This is a genomic window from Coleofasciculus sp. H7-2 (assembly GCF_042747725.1).
Taxonomy (GTDB): Bacteria; Cyanobacteriota; Cyanobacteriia; order Cyanobacteriales; family FACHB-T130; genus FACHB-T130.
Genome location: NZ_JBHZGO010000002.1, coordinates 1 through 15560 on the forward strand (window position 1 = coordinate 1; position 15560 = coordinate 15560).

Below are 15560 nucleotides of genomic sequence, written 5' to 3' on the forward strand. Positions count from 1 at the left end.
CAGTCGCCCGCAATCTAGCTCTCAACCTGTATCGTGATTTAGGCTTTGACAACATGGCTCAAGCTCAGCGTCGTTGTGGGTTCAGCTTGAACCACTTGAAGTCAATCTTTAGAATGAAATAGCCCTGGGGTGAGTATGGTGTAGTAAATAAGGCTGTTTTTGCTGAAAAGTTACTATCTTCAAGAAGGAGTTAGAAAAGGTTGGGCTACTGAATTCCTTAATCAACTCCATACTTCAGTTAAATCCAAGATAAACCCAGGTAAAATATTTTCCCCTGACAAAGTTACAGGATTATTCAGCACTTCCACATCCCGACCTTGCCGATAAATCTCAACTTTCTTGTTTTTCCGGTCAATCAACCAACCTAAAGAAGCCCCGTTTTCCATGTATTCCCTCATCTTGGTTCGCAGGGGTTTCATGTTGTCACTTTCAGAACGTAGTTCCACCACGAAGTCAGGACAAAGAGGAACAAAGCTTTTTCGTTGTTCTGGGGTAAGGGTATCCCATCTGTCTTGACGTACCCAAGCTGCATCCGGAGAGCGATATGCGCCATTGGGGAGATGAAAACCAGTTGAAGAGTTGAACGCCTTACCGAGTCTAGTCTGACGGTTCCACAACCAGAGTTGTCCCTCCATATCCAGATTTCTGTTCCCTGTCTCGCCTCCTGTTGGTGGCATAACAATCAACTCTCCTGTAGCAGTGCGTTCTAATTGTAAGTCTCGGTTAGCGATCGCCAACTGAACGAACTGCTCGTGGGTGACTGTAAGTGTTAGTGTAGGTGGGATATTGACGGCAATGGCTTGGGGTAAGTTGACTTGTGTCATCGTTCAGTCCTCAAACTGACATAATTGTTGCGGTTCAACCCGCACACTACAGAAGCTTGAAATAGTCGGAAGACCTGCTACAGTAATCCTATTTGAGTTGTGAGAGAAGAATTTTTTAACGAACCGCAAAGACACTGCATAGCGCCAAGAGAAGAGAAGAGAGAAGCCTAAGTTTCACAAATGATTTAGGATTGCTATATTTTCAGAGTAACACCCAGACGGGAATCCTTAATGTTACATGGGTATTTCGCGTGTTTAATATTAAATGCAAGATGTCAGTTCACTCAAAAATTATTGGCTTCTGGGTATCGCGCTGAGCAAATGGTAACTCTTGGTTAATCGCATCAATTTCCAGTTGCTCCATTTCATTGATTTGATGGATGTGAGTCCGCAGAACTTGACCCAAACGCGGATTATAGAATCGATGCATACTGTAGTTGGAAGTTGCTGGGAAACCGCGACGTTTTTTATGACGCCCACCAGCACCGGGGTCGAAGCTTTGGATGCCATGTGCGATCGCCCACTCAATCGGCGTGTAGTAGCAGGCATTAAAATGCAGACAGTCAATGTCCTGGTAGCTTCCCCAGTAGCGCCCATACAGTTGATCGCCCTTGGTGAGGCAAAAAGACATTCCAATAGGCTGCCGGTCATCCTGCTCGTCGTAGGCTGCAACAAATAACACTCGATGACGATACTGGGGATGCAGCTGTTCAAAAAATCGCCGAGTTAAATACTTACTTCCCCACCAGCCAAACTTGTCGCACGTATCGGCGTAAAAGTCATACATTAACGAAAACAGCGGCTGAGGAATCTCATCACCCGTGAGGGTTCTGATTTGCAAACCAGCTTTCTCTACCGCTTTGCGTTCCCGTTTGATGTTGCGGCGCTGATTGGCGTTAAACGCGCCCAGGTAATCATCAAAAGTATTAAAGCCCGTGTTTTGCCAAATGAAACTATGGTGCAGCCACGGCGTAAAACCGTGCCGTTCCAGAATCGGTCGCCATTGGGGGTCTACATAGAGAAAATGACAGCCGCTAATCCGGTTCTTTTGGCAAAAATGGTCAATCGCCTCCACCATTAGCTCAGTTAGCTCATCCTCATCTTCACCGGGTGCAATTAAGAAGCGATAGCCTTCCGCTGGCGTCATCGGAGACATTCCCAGCAATTTTGGATAGTATTGCACCCCTAAGCGTTGAGCCAAATCTGCCCACTGATGGTCAAATACAAATTCACCATAACTATGCCCTTTCAGATAGAGCGGTGCAGCCGCAATGAGGTGCCTGTCTCGCCATACAGTCAGGTGAGTGGGTAGCCAACCCGCCTTAGCGCCGACGCTGTCTGAAGTTTCCATATTGTTGAGCCAATCCCATTCTAGGAAAGGCATTTTCAACGGCAGAGCCAGGGCGTCCCACTCGGCTTGGGGCACTTCAGCGATTTTACTAATCCAAGCAACAGAATAGCGGGGTTTAAGTTGTTCCACCATTTCAGGAATCGGGGGTAGAGCGATCGCTAGCGACCTTTCGGACTGGATGGGAAAGCCTCTTCTAGGGTAATGGAACTTTCCCGATCTCATCAAACAGAAGGCGATCGCTAGGGCAAAAACTTCTAAATTATTTTGAAAATTAGGGCGTTGCTAAAATCCTCTGCTGGCTAAGGTCAGGGAGTCACCTACAAAGCCTCGCCTACAAAACCGGACGTGAGACTTTCACCTCCCATTCGGCTCCTCCGTGACTTGGGTAGTTGACAGTACTACCTCCAACCAAACCATCAACGGCTGTTTTTACATCGTCAGGACTTACGCAAAGTTTATATATATAGCGTTTTTTCGGGTTCAATCCCCCTGTGGTTGCTCTCAGATGTGGTGATGTGCGGCGAGTCCTGATTAAACAGACCAGATTTATTCTCTGTTATCCTCCAAATTCTCAAGCTTTTTATGAGCATGAAGTGACGATACAACAGGAGTTTAATCCTAATACTTATTTAGATTTGGATGAGAAGGAGGAGTTTTAGGGGATTAGAGAGAGAACAAGTTCAATCGCCAAGGGCGCAATCTTACCAATTACAACAAAGACAAAATAAATAGATAGTAATCGCCCGTCTTTCAGGCTTTGTTTGTTTAGCTCCAGCATTCGATAGGGCAGACAATATTTTGTCTAGCGAGGCCAGGGAATTCTAGTATCGGCAGCGATTTGGCGAGCGATGACAGCAGCGCCATAGCGATTCAGATGGCTGGGGTCGGCAAAGTAGCCATTTTGGTTTGTCCACTGTCTGGATAAGTCGAGAAAAATGAATCCTTTAGCACTAGATTGGCGGGTCATATAAGGTCTAAATTGTTGCTCAGCTCTGAGGCGAGTTCGATCTAAGTAATCTCCACTTAAAGGCAGGTTGACAAAAAATACGGGAATCCGACGCTGCTTAACAAAGAGCATCAAATTATTTAACGCCACCTCCTGCTTACCTCCAAGTTGTAAGGCACTGTAATCACTGTCATAAGCGCCTGCAACTCGCGGCTTTTGTCGATAGTAAATGGCAGGATTAAATCGGATATTTATGGGGAGAAATCCATTGGCGTCGATTGCCGCTGCCGAGTAGTCGGGAGTCAAGTCTCCTACAGTATTTTGAGCCATTATTGTCTCCCTGGACGGCTGAGGATTCAAAAGGGTGCCATTAAATTGGCTTTCGTCCTTGGGAGTTTCGCCTAGGTTGGTATCGGCAACCCAGTCGGGGTTGGGAGGTGGGGTTGCTGTTTCTAGTGCATCCGGACGATTAGAGGGTGCAATGCCGCTGAAGAGGCGATCGCCCCTTGATAAGCGCTTGTAGCCCGGAGAAGCCAAAATCAGGTTATAAGTCCGATCCACGCGCCCGCTGTTAAAGGCTCGCACTCCATCCGCCCACACAATAAGTTTCGGCAATTGATCTTCGGTTAAGATTTTCCGGAGCAACAAATCAATCACTTGGGCAGTCGCGCCATTCACCCCGAAGTTAAAGATTTTCAATCCCCCAAAGCCTTTACCAGCTAAGGCTTGCTGCATCTGTCTGGGATCGACTCCCTGCAAAGAGCGGGAACTGCCTACAATTAAGATATCTGGTGGGCCAACGGCAGCTACGTAGGACAGATAAAGAACTAGCTGATTATCAAGCAACTGGTTGTTAAAGGTGGGATATTTTAACTGAAAGCTGGTTGCAGCAGCTCTTTTTTGGGCTACCTCCAAAAAAGCCATATACTCGATAATTTTCTTCTGAGCATAGACTCGTTGGGGACTATCGGGTGGCACGGCTTGCAGGGATGCGATCGCGCTCATCCATGTTTGGGCAACTTCATCCCAGTCCGCCGCCGATTTAGCCACTTGAGCCTGGGTAGCAGCGCTGTTAGCTTGGTTAATTGCCTCCGACAAGGAATTACTCTTGGCAGCTGCTGTTGTGGCAGCTAAGGGCTGAACAAGCAGGCTCGTATGGGTGGTTTGGGGTGCTAGCGTTGCCGAACAGCCAATCGATAGCAAGCATCCTGCCACTGAGGCAGCAAAGCGGTACAAGAAGCGATGATTCGCCGCAAAAATAATAAAGAGTCGATATATCATTGAGTTTCTCTCTTGCCTGAGATTGTGCATTCCTGACAGCAAGATAGAATAAATCCAGCAAATTGTTCTCAGTATATTAAGTTAGGTAAGGAGAACACGAATCGCATGGGCAAGGTAGTCGGCATTGACCTCGGAACAACCAACTCAGTCGTAGCTGTCATGGAAGGCGGCAAGCCCGTTGTCATTGCCAATGCGGAAGGCATGAGGACTACTCCCTCCGTGGTAGGCTTCAGCAAAGACGGGGAACGCCTAGTTGGACAAATGGCACGGCGGCAAGCCGTTCTGAACCCACAAAATACGTTTTATGCGGTAAAACGGTTCATCGGACGCAAGTATGCCGAACTCAGCCCCACCTCGAAGCAAGTTCCCTACACGATTCGCAAAGATGACGAGGGCAATATTAAAGTCAAGTGCCCCAGACTGAAGCGGGAATTTGCTCCAGAAGAAATCTCGGCAATGGTGCTGCAAAAGTTGGCAGATGAGGCGAGTCGTTATCTGGGAGTGCCGGTGACGGGGGCGGTGATTACAGTTCCAGCTTATTTCAATGATTCCCAACGGCAAGCGACGCGAGATGCTGGGCGGATTGCCGGGTTGGAGGTATTGCGGATTCTCAACGAGCCAACGGCTGCATCTTTGGCTTATGGTTTAGATCGCCAGGATACTCAGACGATTCTGGTGTTTGACTTGGGCGGCGGTACATTTGATGTTTCCATCCTGGAAGTGGGGGATGGAGTGTTTGAAGTGAAAGCCACCAGTGGCGACACGCAATTGGGCGGTAACGATTTTGACCGAAAAATTGTGGATTGGCTGGCAGAGCAGTTTCTGGAAAAAGAAGGGGTGGATCTCAGACGCGATCGCCAAGCCTTACAACGCCTCACGGAAGCCGCCGAAAAAGCCAAAATTGAGCTATCTGGCGTCACGGTGACGGATATTAACTTACCTTTTCTCAGTGCCACGGAAGAAGGCCCCGTACACTTAGAAACCAGGCTGACGAGGGCGCAATTTGAAGGATTGTGTGGGGATTTGGTGAGCCGATTGAAGGCACCCGTCAAACGCGCTTTAGTTGATTCTGGTCTCAATCCCTCCAAGATTGACGAAGTGGTGTTAGTGGGCGGTTCTACTCGCATCCCCTTGGTGAAACAGCTGGTTCGCAGCTTAATTGACAAGGAACCGAACGAGAACGTTAACCCAGATGAAGTGGTGGCAGTGGGTGCCGCAATTCAAGCGGGAATCCTCGCCGGTGAGGTCAAAGACGTGCTGTTGTTGGATGTCACGCCTTTGTCCCTAGGACTGGAAACAATTGGCGGCGTGATGAAGAAACTCATCCCCCGCAATACGACAATACCCGTGCGGCGATCGGATATCTTCTCCACCGCTGAAAATAACCAAACTTTAGTAGAAATTCACGTACTCCAAGGGGAACGGGAAATGGCGGCTGATAACAAGTCGCTAGGGCGGTTTAAGCTCACCGGCATTCCCCCAGCACCGCGAGGAGTGCCCCAAGTTCAGGTATCTTTTGATATTGATGCCAACGGCATTTTACAGGTGACAGCCTTAGACCGGACGACGGGGCGAGAGCAGAGTATCACGGTTCAAGGGGCTTCCACTTTAAGCGAGGCGGAAGTTAACCGGATGATTCAGGATGCCGAGCAATATGCCTCAACGGATCGGGAACGGCGCGAACGGGTGGAAAAGCGCAACCGCGCCGAAGCACTTGCTTTCAGTGCGGAACGGCAACTCAAAGAGGTGGCGCTGTCTTATGGAATGCAGTTTGCTGCCGGTCAGCGGCGTCGCATTGAGAACCTGGTGCAGGAAATGCGCCAGAGTATTGCCCGCGACGACGATCGGGCTGTGGATCGGGCACAAGGCGATCTTCAGGATGCTCTCTACGAGCTAAACCGAGAGGTGCGGCTGGAATCAATGGAGGACGAGGACGACTTTTTCGGATCGATCCGTCGCACGTTTTCTGGCGAAGGCGATTCCTTGTTTGGCAATTCGACACAAGATCGGTCTGAGGGTAGCCGCTATCAAGAGCGGTCTGAGGGTAGCCGCTATCAAGAGCGGTCTGAGGGTAGCCGCTATCAAGAGCGGTCTGAGGGTAGCCGTTCGCGCGATCGCTATGACGATGACCGTCGCAATAGCGGCTCTACAGGCGGTCAGCGGTATAGTCGGGATAGCGACACGGCTCCCCGCCGGACTTCGAGAACCGTTCAACCTGAGGATGATTGGGATGATGATGATGATTGGCTGTAAATTAGCTATAGCTGTTAGCAATTGAAGCGGTCTGGCACGGATAGTAGAGTATTTGTCTGCTAAAACTGTGAATATCTAGCGCTCAATCAGCTAATCGGTAACAGCTAATCGCTAAAAGCTAATCGTTAATTAACTATGCAAAATTTTCGGGACTACTACCAGATGCTGGGCGTTGCCAGAGATGCCTCCGGCGACGAAATTAAGAAAGTTTATCGGCGGCTAGCTCGGCAGTATCACCCCGATCTGAATCCTGGCGACAACACAGCAGAAGAAAAGTTCAAGGATATCGGTGAGGCTTACGAAGTTCTTTCCGATCCTGGGAAGCGATCGCAATACGATCAGTTCAGCCGTTTCTGGAACCGGAGCGGGTTTAAGGGCGCAAAAGGGACGAAGGGGAGTAAAGCCTGGGGGACTCGCTCTAACAACGGTCGCAACGACACACAGGAATTAAAATACGACGATTACCCGGACTTTAACAGCTTTGTCGATACTCTGCTAGGGCGTCGGGAAACCCGTGTAGCCACCGAGGCACCCAGTCCCAGCGCCAGGGTTGCCTCATCCGATCCCTTCCGCCCTGGCAACACAAAAACATCCTACACAGTGAGTTCGCGCCCTAGTCGCCGCGATGTCGAAGCCAGACTGACGATGCCCCTGGAAAAAGCTTATCAGGGAGGACGAGAGCGGATTCGTCTGGAAGATGGGCGATCGCTGGAAGTGGATATGCCACCCGGAATGGTCAACGAGCAACGCATCCGGCTGAAGGGTCAGGGCATTGAAGGTGGCGACTTATACCTCAAAATTACTGTATCGCCCCACCCCTTCTTTAAAGTAGAAGCTTCGGATATTTTCTGCCAATTGCCAGTCACTCCCAGCGAGGCAGTGTTGGGGGGAGCCGTGGAAGTGCCTACCTTGGATGGTTTGGTGAAAATGACGCTTCCTAGCGGTGTCGGACACGGGAAGCGCCTGCGCCTTGCTGGGAAAGGCTACCCGACAGGTAGAGGCGATCGCGGCGATCAGTTAGTCGAAATTCAGGTTGTGGTTCCCAAAACGGTGACTTCCCAAGAACGGGAACTCTACGAAAAGCTGCGGCAAATCGAAACTTTTAAGCCCCGTCTCGATTTGCCATAACGCTAAAAAATTAGCCCGCGCTAGCAGGGCTAATTTCTTGTATAGCCGCAGACTGAAGTCTGACGGATTCTGGGCTGCAATTGAAATACTGCTGTTTAAGCGCGATCGCGATAGCACAAACCCAACAACGTACCGCTAGCAATCAACTTCAACGCTTCTAATGTCCAGTAGCCCTCGTGCATTTGATTCATCCCGGCAGGAATACCAACAGCGGGTTCAAAAAGATTGAGCTGTAGCCCCATCGCGCTCATTTGTGGGGTTAAGAAATATGTATCAATAATGGCAATTGTCAGCAGGAACAGGGATAAGAAAATTACTCTCTGCCCTCCCAGCTTGGAAGTAGTATGAGTGCGGTGAAGAACCAACAGCCCCGTTAACACTAAGGCTGCACATAATAATTCAATCCGATTAAAAATCCAGAAAATTGAATAGCCAGCTGTTGCAAATCCAGGTTGAGTCATCATCCCTGTTGCAAACAAACTGGGCATAATTACCCAGTCCAAAAGCAGACTGCCGCTAAGCCAGAAAGCTAACGTCAAGGTGACGGTTGTTTGCCATGCTGGTTGCTTTAATCCAGCGCTAGAAAAAGCGGTCATATAATTGTCCTCAACTTTCTGTCTTCTTTCAGCTTATCGAATTGTTTTTAGAAATGATATGAAGTATTTTTTCAATTTTTCGCAGTTTTGATGTTATAAATTTACATTTAGTTAAATTCTCAGAATTTCAGTAAATTCCTCAGTGGCAAAGTCAGGATGCACTATCGGCTTGGTAAAGCGCGATCGCTTGCGAGCGAAAACGGGTGCGAGTCGCTGAATCATCACCGCCTCCAAAGAAGGCGATCGCGCTCCAGACCCGTTTAAGATGTGTGAAACCCTGAAACCAAGATTTCCGTCTAGACGTTTTTTAAGTTGAAATTGCGCCGCAACAGAGTTTGATGACGCTGCTCTAAAAGTTTTTTGGACTCAAGATCGCAAACAGGCTTAACATTTGCCTCGTTCTTCCGATATCGGTCAACTTGTGTTTGCAAATAAAATTAATAAAAAACATCTGTCTAAAGGATGAACTTTATTAGGTAAATATACCTTTAAGACAAGGATGGAATCAGATTTACAGAGTCTTTTGTGGATGCCCTTGCCCAACTAAGATGCTCATCTGGAGAACACTACAGGCTTTTCTTCACTGATGCGAGAAATACAATCAAACTTCGCTTTCTAAGTCTGGAAGTTGCTACTTGTTATCGTTCACCCTAAACCTCAGTCAATCGAAACACACCATAATGAAAGCTATCTTGCCTAAAAATGAAGCTGATCTAGTGTACGCAGCCACTGAGGGCAGCTCAGCAAAGCACTTGCATCGGAAATTCTTCTACAAGGTTGCAGGAGGGCTAGGAGTGGCAACCGTCCTACTGATTACCATTGGTGGGATTTCGTACCGGAGTATCGCCCAACTTGTGCAAGCAAATAACTCAGTAGACGACACCTTTACGATCATTAATCAGCTTGATGATGTGTTTTCCCGAATCAAGGACGCTGAAACTGGACAGCGTGGCTACCTGATCACCGGAGACAAGACTTATCTACAACCCTACTACAGGGCAACACTAGCGATTAATCAACAAGTTGAGTTTCTCAAGCGATTGACTGAAAATAACCTCAATCAACAGCAGAAAATCGATACCTTGGAGTCTTTGATTGCAAGTAAATTTGCTGAATTGAAGCAGTCAATCGAATTACGAGAAAACCAAGGATTTGAAGCCGCACAGCAGTTGGTGAAGACGAATGAAGGCAAGGCGGTGATGGATAATATCCGCCAGCTCGTCAATGACTTGGAAAATGATCAAAAGCAGTTGTTGAAGGAGCGGTACAAACAAGCGAAAAACCAGGCTCGTGACTCTCTGATTACATTTTTAAGCGGTGTATTCCTAAATTTTATGATTGTTTTGTGGGTTTACAGGCTTATTTATGGGGAGATGAGCGATCGCTATCGGACAGAGAATGAACTTCACAAAGAACGCGACTATACATCATTTATTATTCAGACTACACCAGCATTGGTTGTCGGGCTAAAGCTTGATGGGGCGATTACATTTGTCAATCCTGCTGTTGAGCGGGTGACTGGCTACCGCGCCGAAGAATTAATTAGACGCAACTGGTGGGAAATCTTTTATGCTGACGACGAGTACAGCGGCGTCGAGCAGTTATTATCCGCGCTGAAGCAGGGAGGCGTGAGCGACTATGAAACAGTTTTGACCATCCAGAATCGAGAAAAACGGATTATCAATTGGAATGTTCTGAAGCGGTTTGACGAGCAAGACAGATTGGTTGATGTAATTCAATTTGGCAATGATATCACCGAGCGCAAAGCCGCTGAGGAAATTCGCAAGGGCGCAGAACTGCTGCAACTGATTTTAGATAATATTCCCCAATATATCTTCTGGAAGGATAGAAACTCCGTCTACTTAGGCTGTAATAAGATTTCTTGTCAAATCACCGGAATTAGCAATCCAGAGAACATTATCGGCAAGACAGACCATGATTTGTGGTCGCAAGAAATTGCAGAAAAATACCGCAAAGACGACCGTCGCGTGATGGCAACGGATACCCCGGAACTGCATCGCATCGAACGATTGATTCAGCCAAACGATGAAGAATTATGGGTGGATATTAACAAAGTTCCCATTCATGATGCGATGGGGAAAGTCATTGGTATCCTCAGTACGATTGAAGATGTCACCGAACGCAAGCAGGCGGAGAAAGCCTTGCGGCAGAACATGGAGATGCTTGACTTAGCCAGTGACGCGATTATCATTCGGGATTTGAATGACAATATTAGCTATTGGAATCAGGGCGCTGAACGGCTATATGGTTGGACAAAAGCAGAAACACTAGGTCAGTACATCCACACCTTCTTGCAAACTGCCTTTCCCCTACCAAGAGAGGAAGTTCTAGAGATATGCCTGCGTGAAGGGAATTGGGAGGGCGAATTGATCCACACCAAGCGTGATGGCACTCAAATCACCGTAGCGAGCCGATGGACGCTGCAATTAGATGAATTTGGTCAGGTGTCCGCCAGACTAGAAATTAACAATGATATTAGCGATCGCAAGCAAGCTCTTGATGCCTTGCGCCAGTCGGAAGCGAAGGAACGAGAAAAAGCCCAACAGTTGCAGCAAACTTTGCACGAACTCAAAAAGACCCAATCCCAATTAATTCAGACTGAAAAAATGTCCAGTTTGGGTCAACTGGTCGCCGGGGTGGCGCATGAAATTAATAACCCCGTTAACTTTATCTACGGCAATCTCATCCACACCGAGCAGTATACGCAAGACCTGCTCAATCTAATGAAAGTCTACCAGCGATACTATCCCAATCCTGCGCCAGAGATTCAAGAGGAAGTTGAGGCTTTAGACATTGAGTTTGTCCTCGAAGACCTTCCTAGAATGGTCGCTTCGATGAAGCTAGGCGCTGACCGCATCCGCCAGATTGTCCTCTCTCTGCGAACCTTCTCCCGCCTGGATGAAGCAGAAATGAAGCCGGTTGATATCCACGAGGGTATTGATAGCACGCTGTTAATCTTGCAGAATCGGCTGAAAGCTAAACCAGATTCTCCAGGGATTACAGTAATTAGGAAATATGGCACGCTCCCAGAAGTAGAGTGTTATGCCGGACAACTCAATCAGGTGTTTATGAATATCTTGAGCAATGCCATAGATGCTCTGGAAGGGGTAATCTCTAAAAGTCAAAAGCTAATGGGTTCTGGGGGAAAAAGTTCTGATAGCCAATTCCCCATTCCCAATTCCCCATTACCGACAATCCAGATTTGCACTGAAGTTTTGAACGCGAACAAAATTGTTGTGCGAATTGCAGATAACGGTCCTGGCATCGGTGAGAACATCAAGGCACGACTTTTTGACCCGTTTTTCACCACCAAGCCAATCGGTCAGGGCACCGGGCTAGGATTGGCAATCAGCTATCAGATTGTCACAGAAAAACATGGAGGGTCGATAGGTTGCGTGTCGGCACCGGGAGAGGGAACCGAGTTCGTTGTGGAGATTCCGGTGAAACAAAGTCTAAAGCAAGGCAATTGACCAAAACAGGGCTGAGGACTCAGGACTGAGTAACTAGGGCGGAACACTGGCTGCTGTTGGGTTTCCTGCACCTCAACCATTCCCTACACGGAAAGATTTGTCAGTCAGCTAGCCCCGATTACAAACGACGGAAGGGATTTTCAAGGCAATCCTGGTTAGTGCTGTAATCCTTGGAAAGCAGGGCTTTGAAGTTATTTTCCCATTAATTCTCCGCTTTAGGAGCGGCTGTGGGTGGATAGATGAGCGATCGCTTAAAACTGGTTTTTGGGTTTGAGAAAGAAAAGCTTAAAAACCCGTAAAAACACAGTGTTTATTTTCTACAATCCTCTTAAGAATGAGGATTGAGTGAAAGCATGAATCTAAATCAGCGAACTAAAAATTTAAATCCTGATCTTTCATAGTACCACTTAATTTAGGATGCGAAAAGATTATATTTCAAAAAGTTTTGTTTTCATGATTTTGGAAAGTGGCATTATTCTCTAGACGCAGCAAAAATTTAAAAGGTAAACATAACCTTAAACAAAATGCAACAACATCTATCTTGGACACGGAATCGTTCCTACAGACGAGCAGTGACTTGCTTCATCCTAGCCTTGACAGTTACGTACAGTTGTGTAGCCTGTACTCAGCCAAGCGAAAACACCAGAGCCACCTCACCAAGCACCGATCCTCAGCCAGCGAGTGATAGTAGCAATACAGGGGACGAACTAACAACCCTAAATATGGCGGTGATTCCGTGGCAAGTTTCAGCAGAACAGGAAAAGCAACTTCAGCCACTAGCTGACTATCTAAGCAAGACATTAGGAAAACCTGTTAAATTCCAGATTACAAAAGACTACGACACATCTATAGATTTACTGGTGACAGGGAAGGTGGAAATGGCTTTTCTGGGACCCCTGTCGTATGTGAAGGCACATCTTCGAGATCCTCAAGTTCAGCCAATTGTTGCGCCGATTGAAAGAACAACTGGACGACCTTGGTACACAAGCGCGATCGTTGTTAATAATGCCAGTGGTATCAAAACTCTTAAAGATTTAAAAGGTAAGCGATTTGCCTTTGTGAGTAAATCCTCGACTTCGGGTTATTTAGTGCCTTTAGCTCACTTTCAAGACATTGGTATTAACCCCGAACGCGACTTTGCTACAGTCAAGTATGCGGGTAGCCACGACAAGGCAAAAGCAGCTTTATTAGCTGGAAACGTGGATGCGATCGCAGATGATAAACGGTCGTATCTCCAGCAACAAAAAGAGGGAAATATCGATCCTTCAAAATACAAAATTATCTGGGAATCTGACCCAATTCCTCTTTCGCCCATTGTCGTCTCTAGTAAGCTTCCATCCCACCTGATAATCGACCTCAAGAAGGCATTTGTCAATTCTCCAGAAGGACTGCTAGACCCTAGCGGTTCTCAGTCGGCTGGATATACTCTGGTAGAAGATCGAGACTATACACCGATTAGAAAGCTCCAAGAGCGTCTTAAGTTGAAATAAAGCCGAATGTAATGAAAATATTAACTAAGTTTATTGGTTCTTCTATTGCCGTAGTAGGACTAATTTTATCTCTCACAGTTGGGAGCGAATACTGGCTCAACCAAGTGGAAAAATCTACCGAAACCAGCCGAGAAAGAGCCGCTCAAGCTGACCGTATAGTCTTGAATCTAAAAGTTTCTTTAAGAGATCAGATCGCCGCACTGAGGAACTATCTCATCCTCAACCGCGACCCCTCAGACATGGCAAAATATCACAAGGCGATGTCTGATTTTATCATTAACTTGGATGACTTAGAAAGTCTGATGTCGGAAAATTCAGAACTGACAGTTGTTCGCCGTCGCCACAGTTTTCTTGTCCGCTTAGCCACAGAGCTGCGCGATACACCTTCTACCCTTAAAGAGACTCAGCAGGATTTCAGAACGATCAATTCTTTTAAAGAAGATATTGATTTCTCTTTAGATTCTCTGGTTAGTAGCGTTCAGCAGCAGTATACCCTAGCAAGCCAAGAATCAAATAAATTCAAACAGACTACCCACATCATTGGATATGCCACTACAGGTCTGATTCTTCTAATTTTTAGCGTTCAAATGAACTTAATATTAATCCCAGTCATTTTATCTATAAAAAAACTCCAATTGGGAGCCACAAAAATTGGTACAGGCAATTTAGATTATCGCCTAAATATTCAGACAGGAGATGAAATCGAAAAACTTTCTTGCGAGTTTAACCAAATGGCAGAGAAACTTGCAGAATCTTACCATTTTTTAGAGCAAAAAGTAATTGATCGGACTGCTGAACTGATTGCGTTAAACCAAAACTTAGAAATTGAAATTTCCGAACGCAAGCAGGCAGAAACCGAACTTCAGCAAGCTTTGCAAAACTTGCAACAAACCCAAGCCCAGCTTATTCAAACCGAAAAGATGTCTAGCCTTGGTCAAATGGTTGCTGGTGTGGCTCATGAAATTAATAACCCAGTTAACTTTATCCACGGCAACCTTGTTTATGTGAGCGAATACACGCAAAATTTGCTGAGACTGGTGCAGCTTTACCAAAAACACTATCCTAACCCAATTACCGAGATCAAAGAACAGACCGAAACTGTTGAGATTGATTTTATTATTGCAGATTTAGATAAAATCCTATCTTCGATGAAAATTGGCACTGAGCGTATCCGTCAAATTGTCCTTTCTTTGCGGAATTTCTCTCGCCTCGACGAGGCAGACATGAAGGCAGTTGATATTCACGAGGGGATAGATAGCACTCTTTTAATCTTGCAAAATCGATTGAAAGCTAAGCCGGAGCATCCCGCCATTGAGGTGGTTAAAGAATACGGGAATTTGCCTTTAGTTGAGTGTTATGCGGGTCAGATGAATCAGGTATTTATGAATATTATCAGCAATGCTATTGATGCTCTGGAAGCAGTTCATGGTTCATGTTTCATCGTTCATGGCAATGAACAATCAACCATGAACCACGAACAATCCCCTAGGATTAGGATTAGCACTCAAGTTTTGCACCCCGACCGTGTCGCTGTGCGAATTTCTGATAATGGACTAGGCATGACCCAAGAGGTAAGAAAACGGCTATTCGATCCATTTTTTACTACCAAGCCAGTTGGTCAAGGAACGGGACTGGGACTATCAATTAGCTATCAAATTGTAGTAGAGAAGCATTCAGGAATGCTTCGGTGCATTTCCGAAACGGGACAGGGAGCAGAGTTTTGGATTGAAATCCCGATGCGTCAAAGCCAGAGAGGCTCTACTGCAACTGAGCGAGAGAGGTCAAATCGGTCAAAACCTATGGCAATTTCTTAAGGGTTGTCCTCTTATAGTTTAAGGGATGCGTTAGCGAAGCTTAACGAAGTTATTGCTAAAAATTGGACAAATCCTTCGTTCGAGAATTGACAAAAGACTCCAATAATGCAGCCATTAGTACAGCGATCGCAGCGTTAGGAAAGGTACTCAATTTGAGACTGGTTGCGGAAGGCGTGGAAACAGAAGCGCAAAAAGATTTATTGCAAAATCTCCAATGCGAACAGATGCAAGATTACTTTTGCTGGCGACCCCAAGCGGCTGAGGATATTACCAAAATACTCGAAAAATCTTTCTCAAAGATAGCCAAGCATTCTAGTTGTGTATCCGTTTCTAAATGTTCCTGTAGCTTGAGACTTTCAGAGAAGGAGCCGATTCGATGATAGCTT

Annotated in this window: 10 protein-coding genes; 6 read left to right on the top strand and 4 right to left on the bottom strand. The window is 46.5% G+C overall.

Annotated elements, in window-relative coordinates:
- Window positions 1–221: 221 nt before the first annotated feature.
- From ACFW2W_RS00355 to ACFW2W_RS00365, 3 genes are all read right to left on the bottom strand, one after another.
- Complete coding sequence (locus ACFW2W_RS00355; RefSeq protein ID WP_378171847.1) at window positions 222–824, bottom strand: Uma2 family endonuclease; 603 nt, start codon at window positions 822–824, stop codon at window positions 222–224.
- 280 nt (window positions 825–1104) lie between these two features.
- The gene (locus ACFW2W_RS00360) at window positions 1105–2307 is read right to left on the bottom strand and encodes a GNAT family N-acetyltransferase (RefSeq protein WP_378171942.1); all 1203 of its coding nucleotides are present in this window, start codon (window positions 2305–2307) and stop codon (window positions 1105–1107) included.
- Between the two features lie 670 nt (window positions 2308–2977).
- Window positions 2978–4402 carry a hypothetical protein gene (locus ACFW2W_RS00365; RefSeq protein ID WP_378171849.1) on the bottom strand — a complete coding sequence of 475 codons (1425 nt, stop codon included), beginning with the start codon at window positions 4400–4402 and terminating at the stop codon, window positions 2978–2980.
- A gap of 105 nt (window positions 4403–4507) precedes the next feature.
- On the opposite strand from ACFW2W_RS00365, the gene dnaK reads away from it, so the two are divergent.
- The gene (gene dnaK / locus ACFW2W_RS00370; RefSeq protein ID WP_378171851.1) at window positions 4508–6655 is read left to right on the top strand and encodes a molecular chaperone DnaK; all 2148 of its coding nucleotides are present in this window, start codon (window positions 4508–4510) and stop codon (window positions 6653–6655) included.
- 135 nt (window positions 6656–6790) lie between these two features.
- Window positions 6791–7783, top strand: a complete 993-nt coding sequence (locus ACFW2W_RS00375; RefSeq protein ID WP_378171853.1) for a DnaJ C-terminal domain-containing protein — start codon at window positions 6791–6793, stop codon at window positions 7781–7783.
- A 95-nt stretch (window positions 7784–7878) separates the two neighbouring features.
- Here ACFW2W_RS00375 and ACFW2W_RS00380 read toward each other — a convergent pair whose 3' ends face one another.
- Window positions 7879–8379 carry a DUF4149 domain-containing protein gene (locus ACFW2W_RS00380; RefSeq protein WP_378171855.1) on the bottom strand — a complete coding sequence of 167 codons (501 nt, stop codon included), beginning with the start codon at window positions 8377–8379 and terminating at the stop codon, window positions 7879–7881.
- Between the two features lie 794 nt (window positions 8380–9173).
- Between ACFW2W_RS00380 and ACFW2W_RS00385 the strand changes: the two genes are divergently transcribed.
- The 4 genes from ACFW2W_RS00385 (at window position 9174) to ACFW2W_RS00400 (ending at window position 15554) form a co-directional block, all read left to right on the top strand.
- Window positions 9174–11870, top strand: coding sequence for a PAS domain S-box protein (locus tag ACFW2W_RS00385; protein WP_378171856.1), 2697 nt, complete (start codon window positions 9174–9176; stop codon window positions 11868–11870).
- Between the two features lie 593 nt (window positions 11871–12463).
- Window positions 12464–13360 (top strand): phosphate/phosphite/phosphonate ABC transporter substrate-binding protein, encoded by an 897-nt coding sequence (locus ACFW2W_RS00390; RefSeq protein ID WP_378171858.1) that lies wholly within the window; start codon window positions 12464–12466, stop codon window positions 13358–13360.
- 11 nt (window positions 13361–13371) lie between these two features.
- Window positions 13372–15174: an ATP-binding protein gene (locus tag ACFW2W_RS00395; RefSeq protein ID WP_378171859.1), complete on the top strand. Its 1803-nt coding sequence runs from the start codon at window positions 13372–13374 to the stop codon at window positions 15172–15174.
- Between the two features lie 62 nt (window positions 15175–15236).
- Complete coding sequence (locus ACFW2W_RS00400; RefSeq protein WP_378171861.1) at window positions 15237–15554, top strand: EAL domain-containing protein; 318 nt, start codon at window positions 15237–15239, stop codon at window positions 15552–15554.
- Window positions 15555–15560 lie beyond the last annotated feature (6 nt).

Bases quoted from the DNA above. Each gene is read 5' to 3' on its own strand.
- ACFW2W_RS00380 (WP_378171855.1), bottom strand. From the start codon at position 8,379: ATGACCGCTTTTTCTAGCGCTGGATTAAAGCAACCAGCATGGCAAACA.
- ACFW2W_RS00395 (WP_378171859.1), top strand. From the start codon at position 13,372: ATGAAAATATTAACTAAGTTTATTGGTTCTTCTATTGCCGTAGTAGGA.
- ACFW2W_RS00365 (WP_378171849.1), bottom strand. From the start codon at position 4,402: ATGATATATCGACTCTTTATTATTTTTGCGGCGAATCATCGCTTCTTG.
- ACFW2W_RS00355 (WP_378171847.1), bottom strand. From the start codon at position 824: ATGACACAAGTCAACTTACCCCAAGCCATTGCCGTCAATATCCCACCT.
- ACFW2W_RS00375 (WP_378171853.1), top strand. From the start codon at position 6,791: ATGCAAAATTTTCGGGACTACTACCAGATGCTGGGCGTTGCCAGAGAT.
- dnaK (WP_378171851.1), top strand. From the start codon at position 4,508: ATGGGCAAGGTAGTCGGCATTGACCTCGGAACAACCAACTCAGTCGTA.
- ACFW2W_RS00360 (WP_378171942.1), bottom strand. From the start codon at position 2,307: ATGGTGGAACAACTTAAACCCCGCTATTCTGTTGCTTGGATTAGTAAA.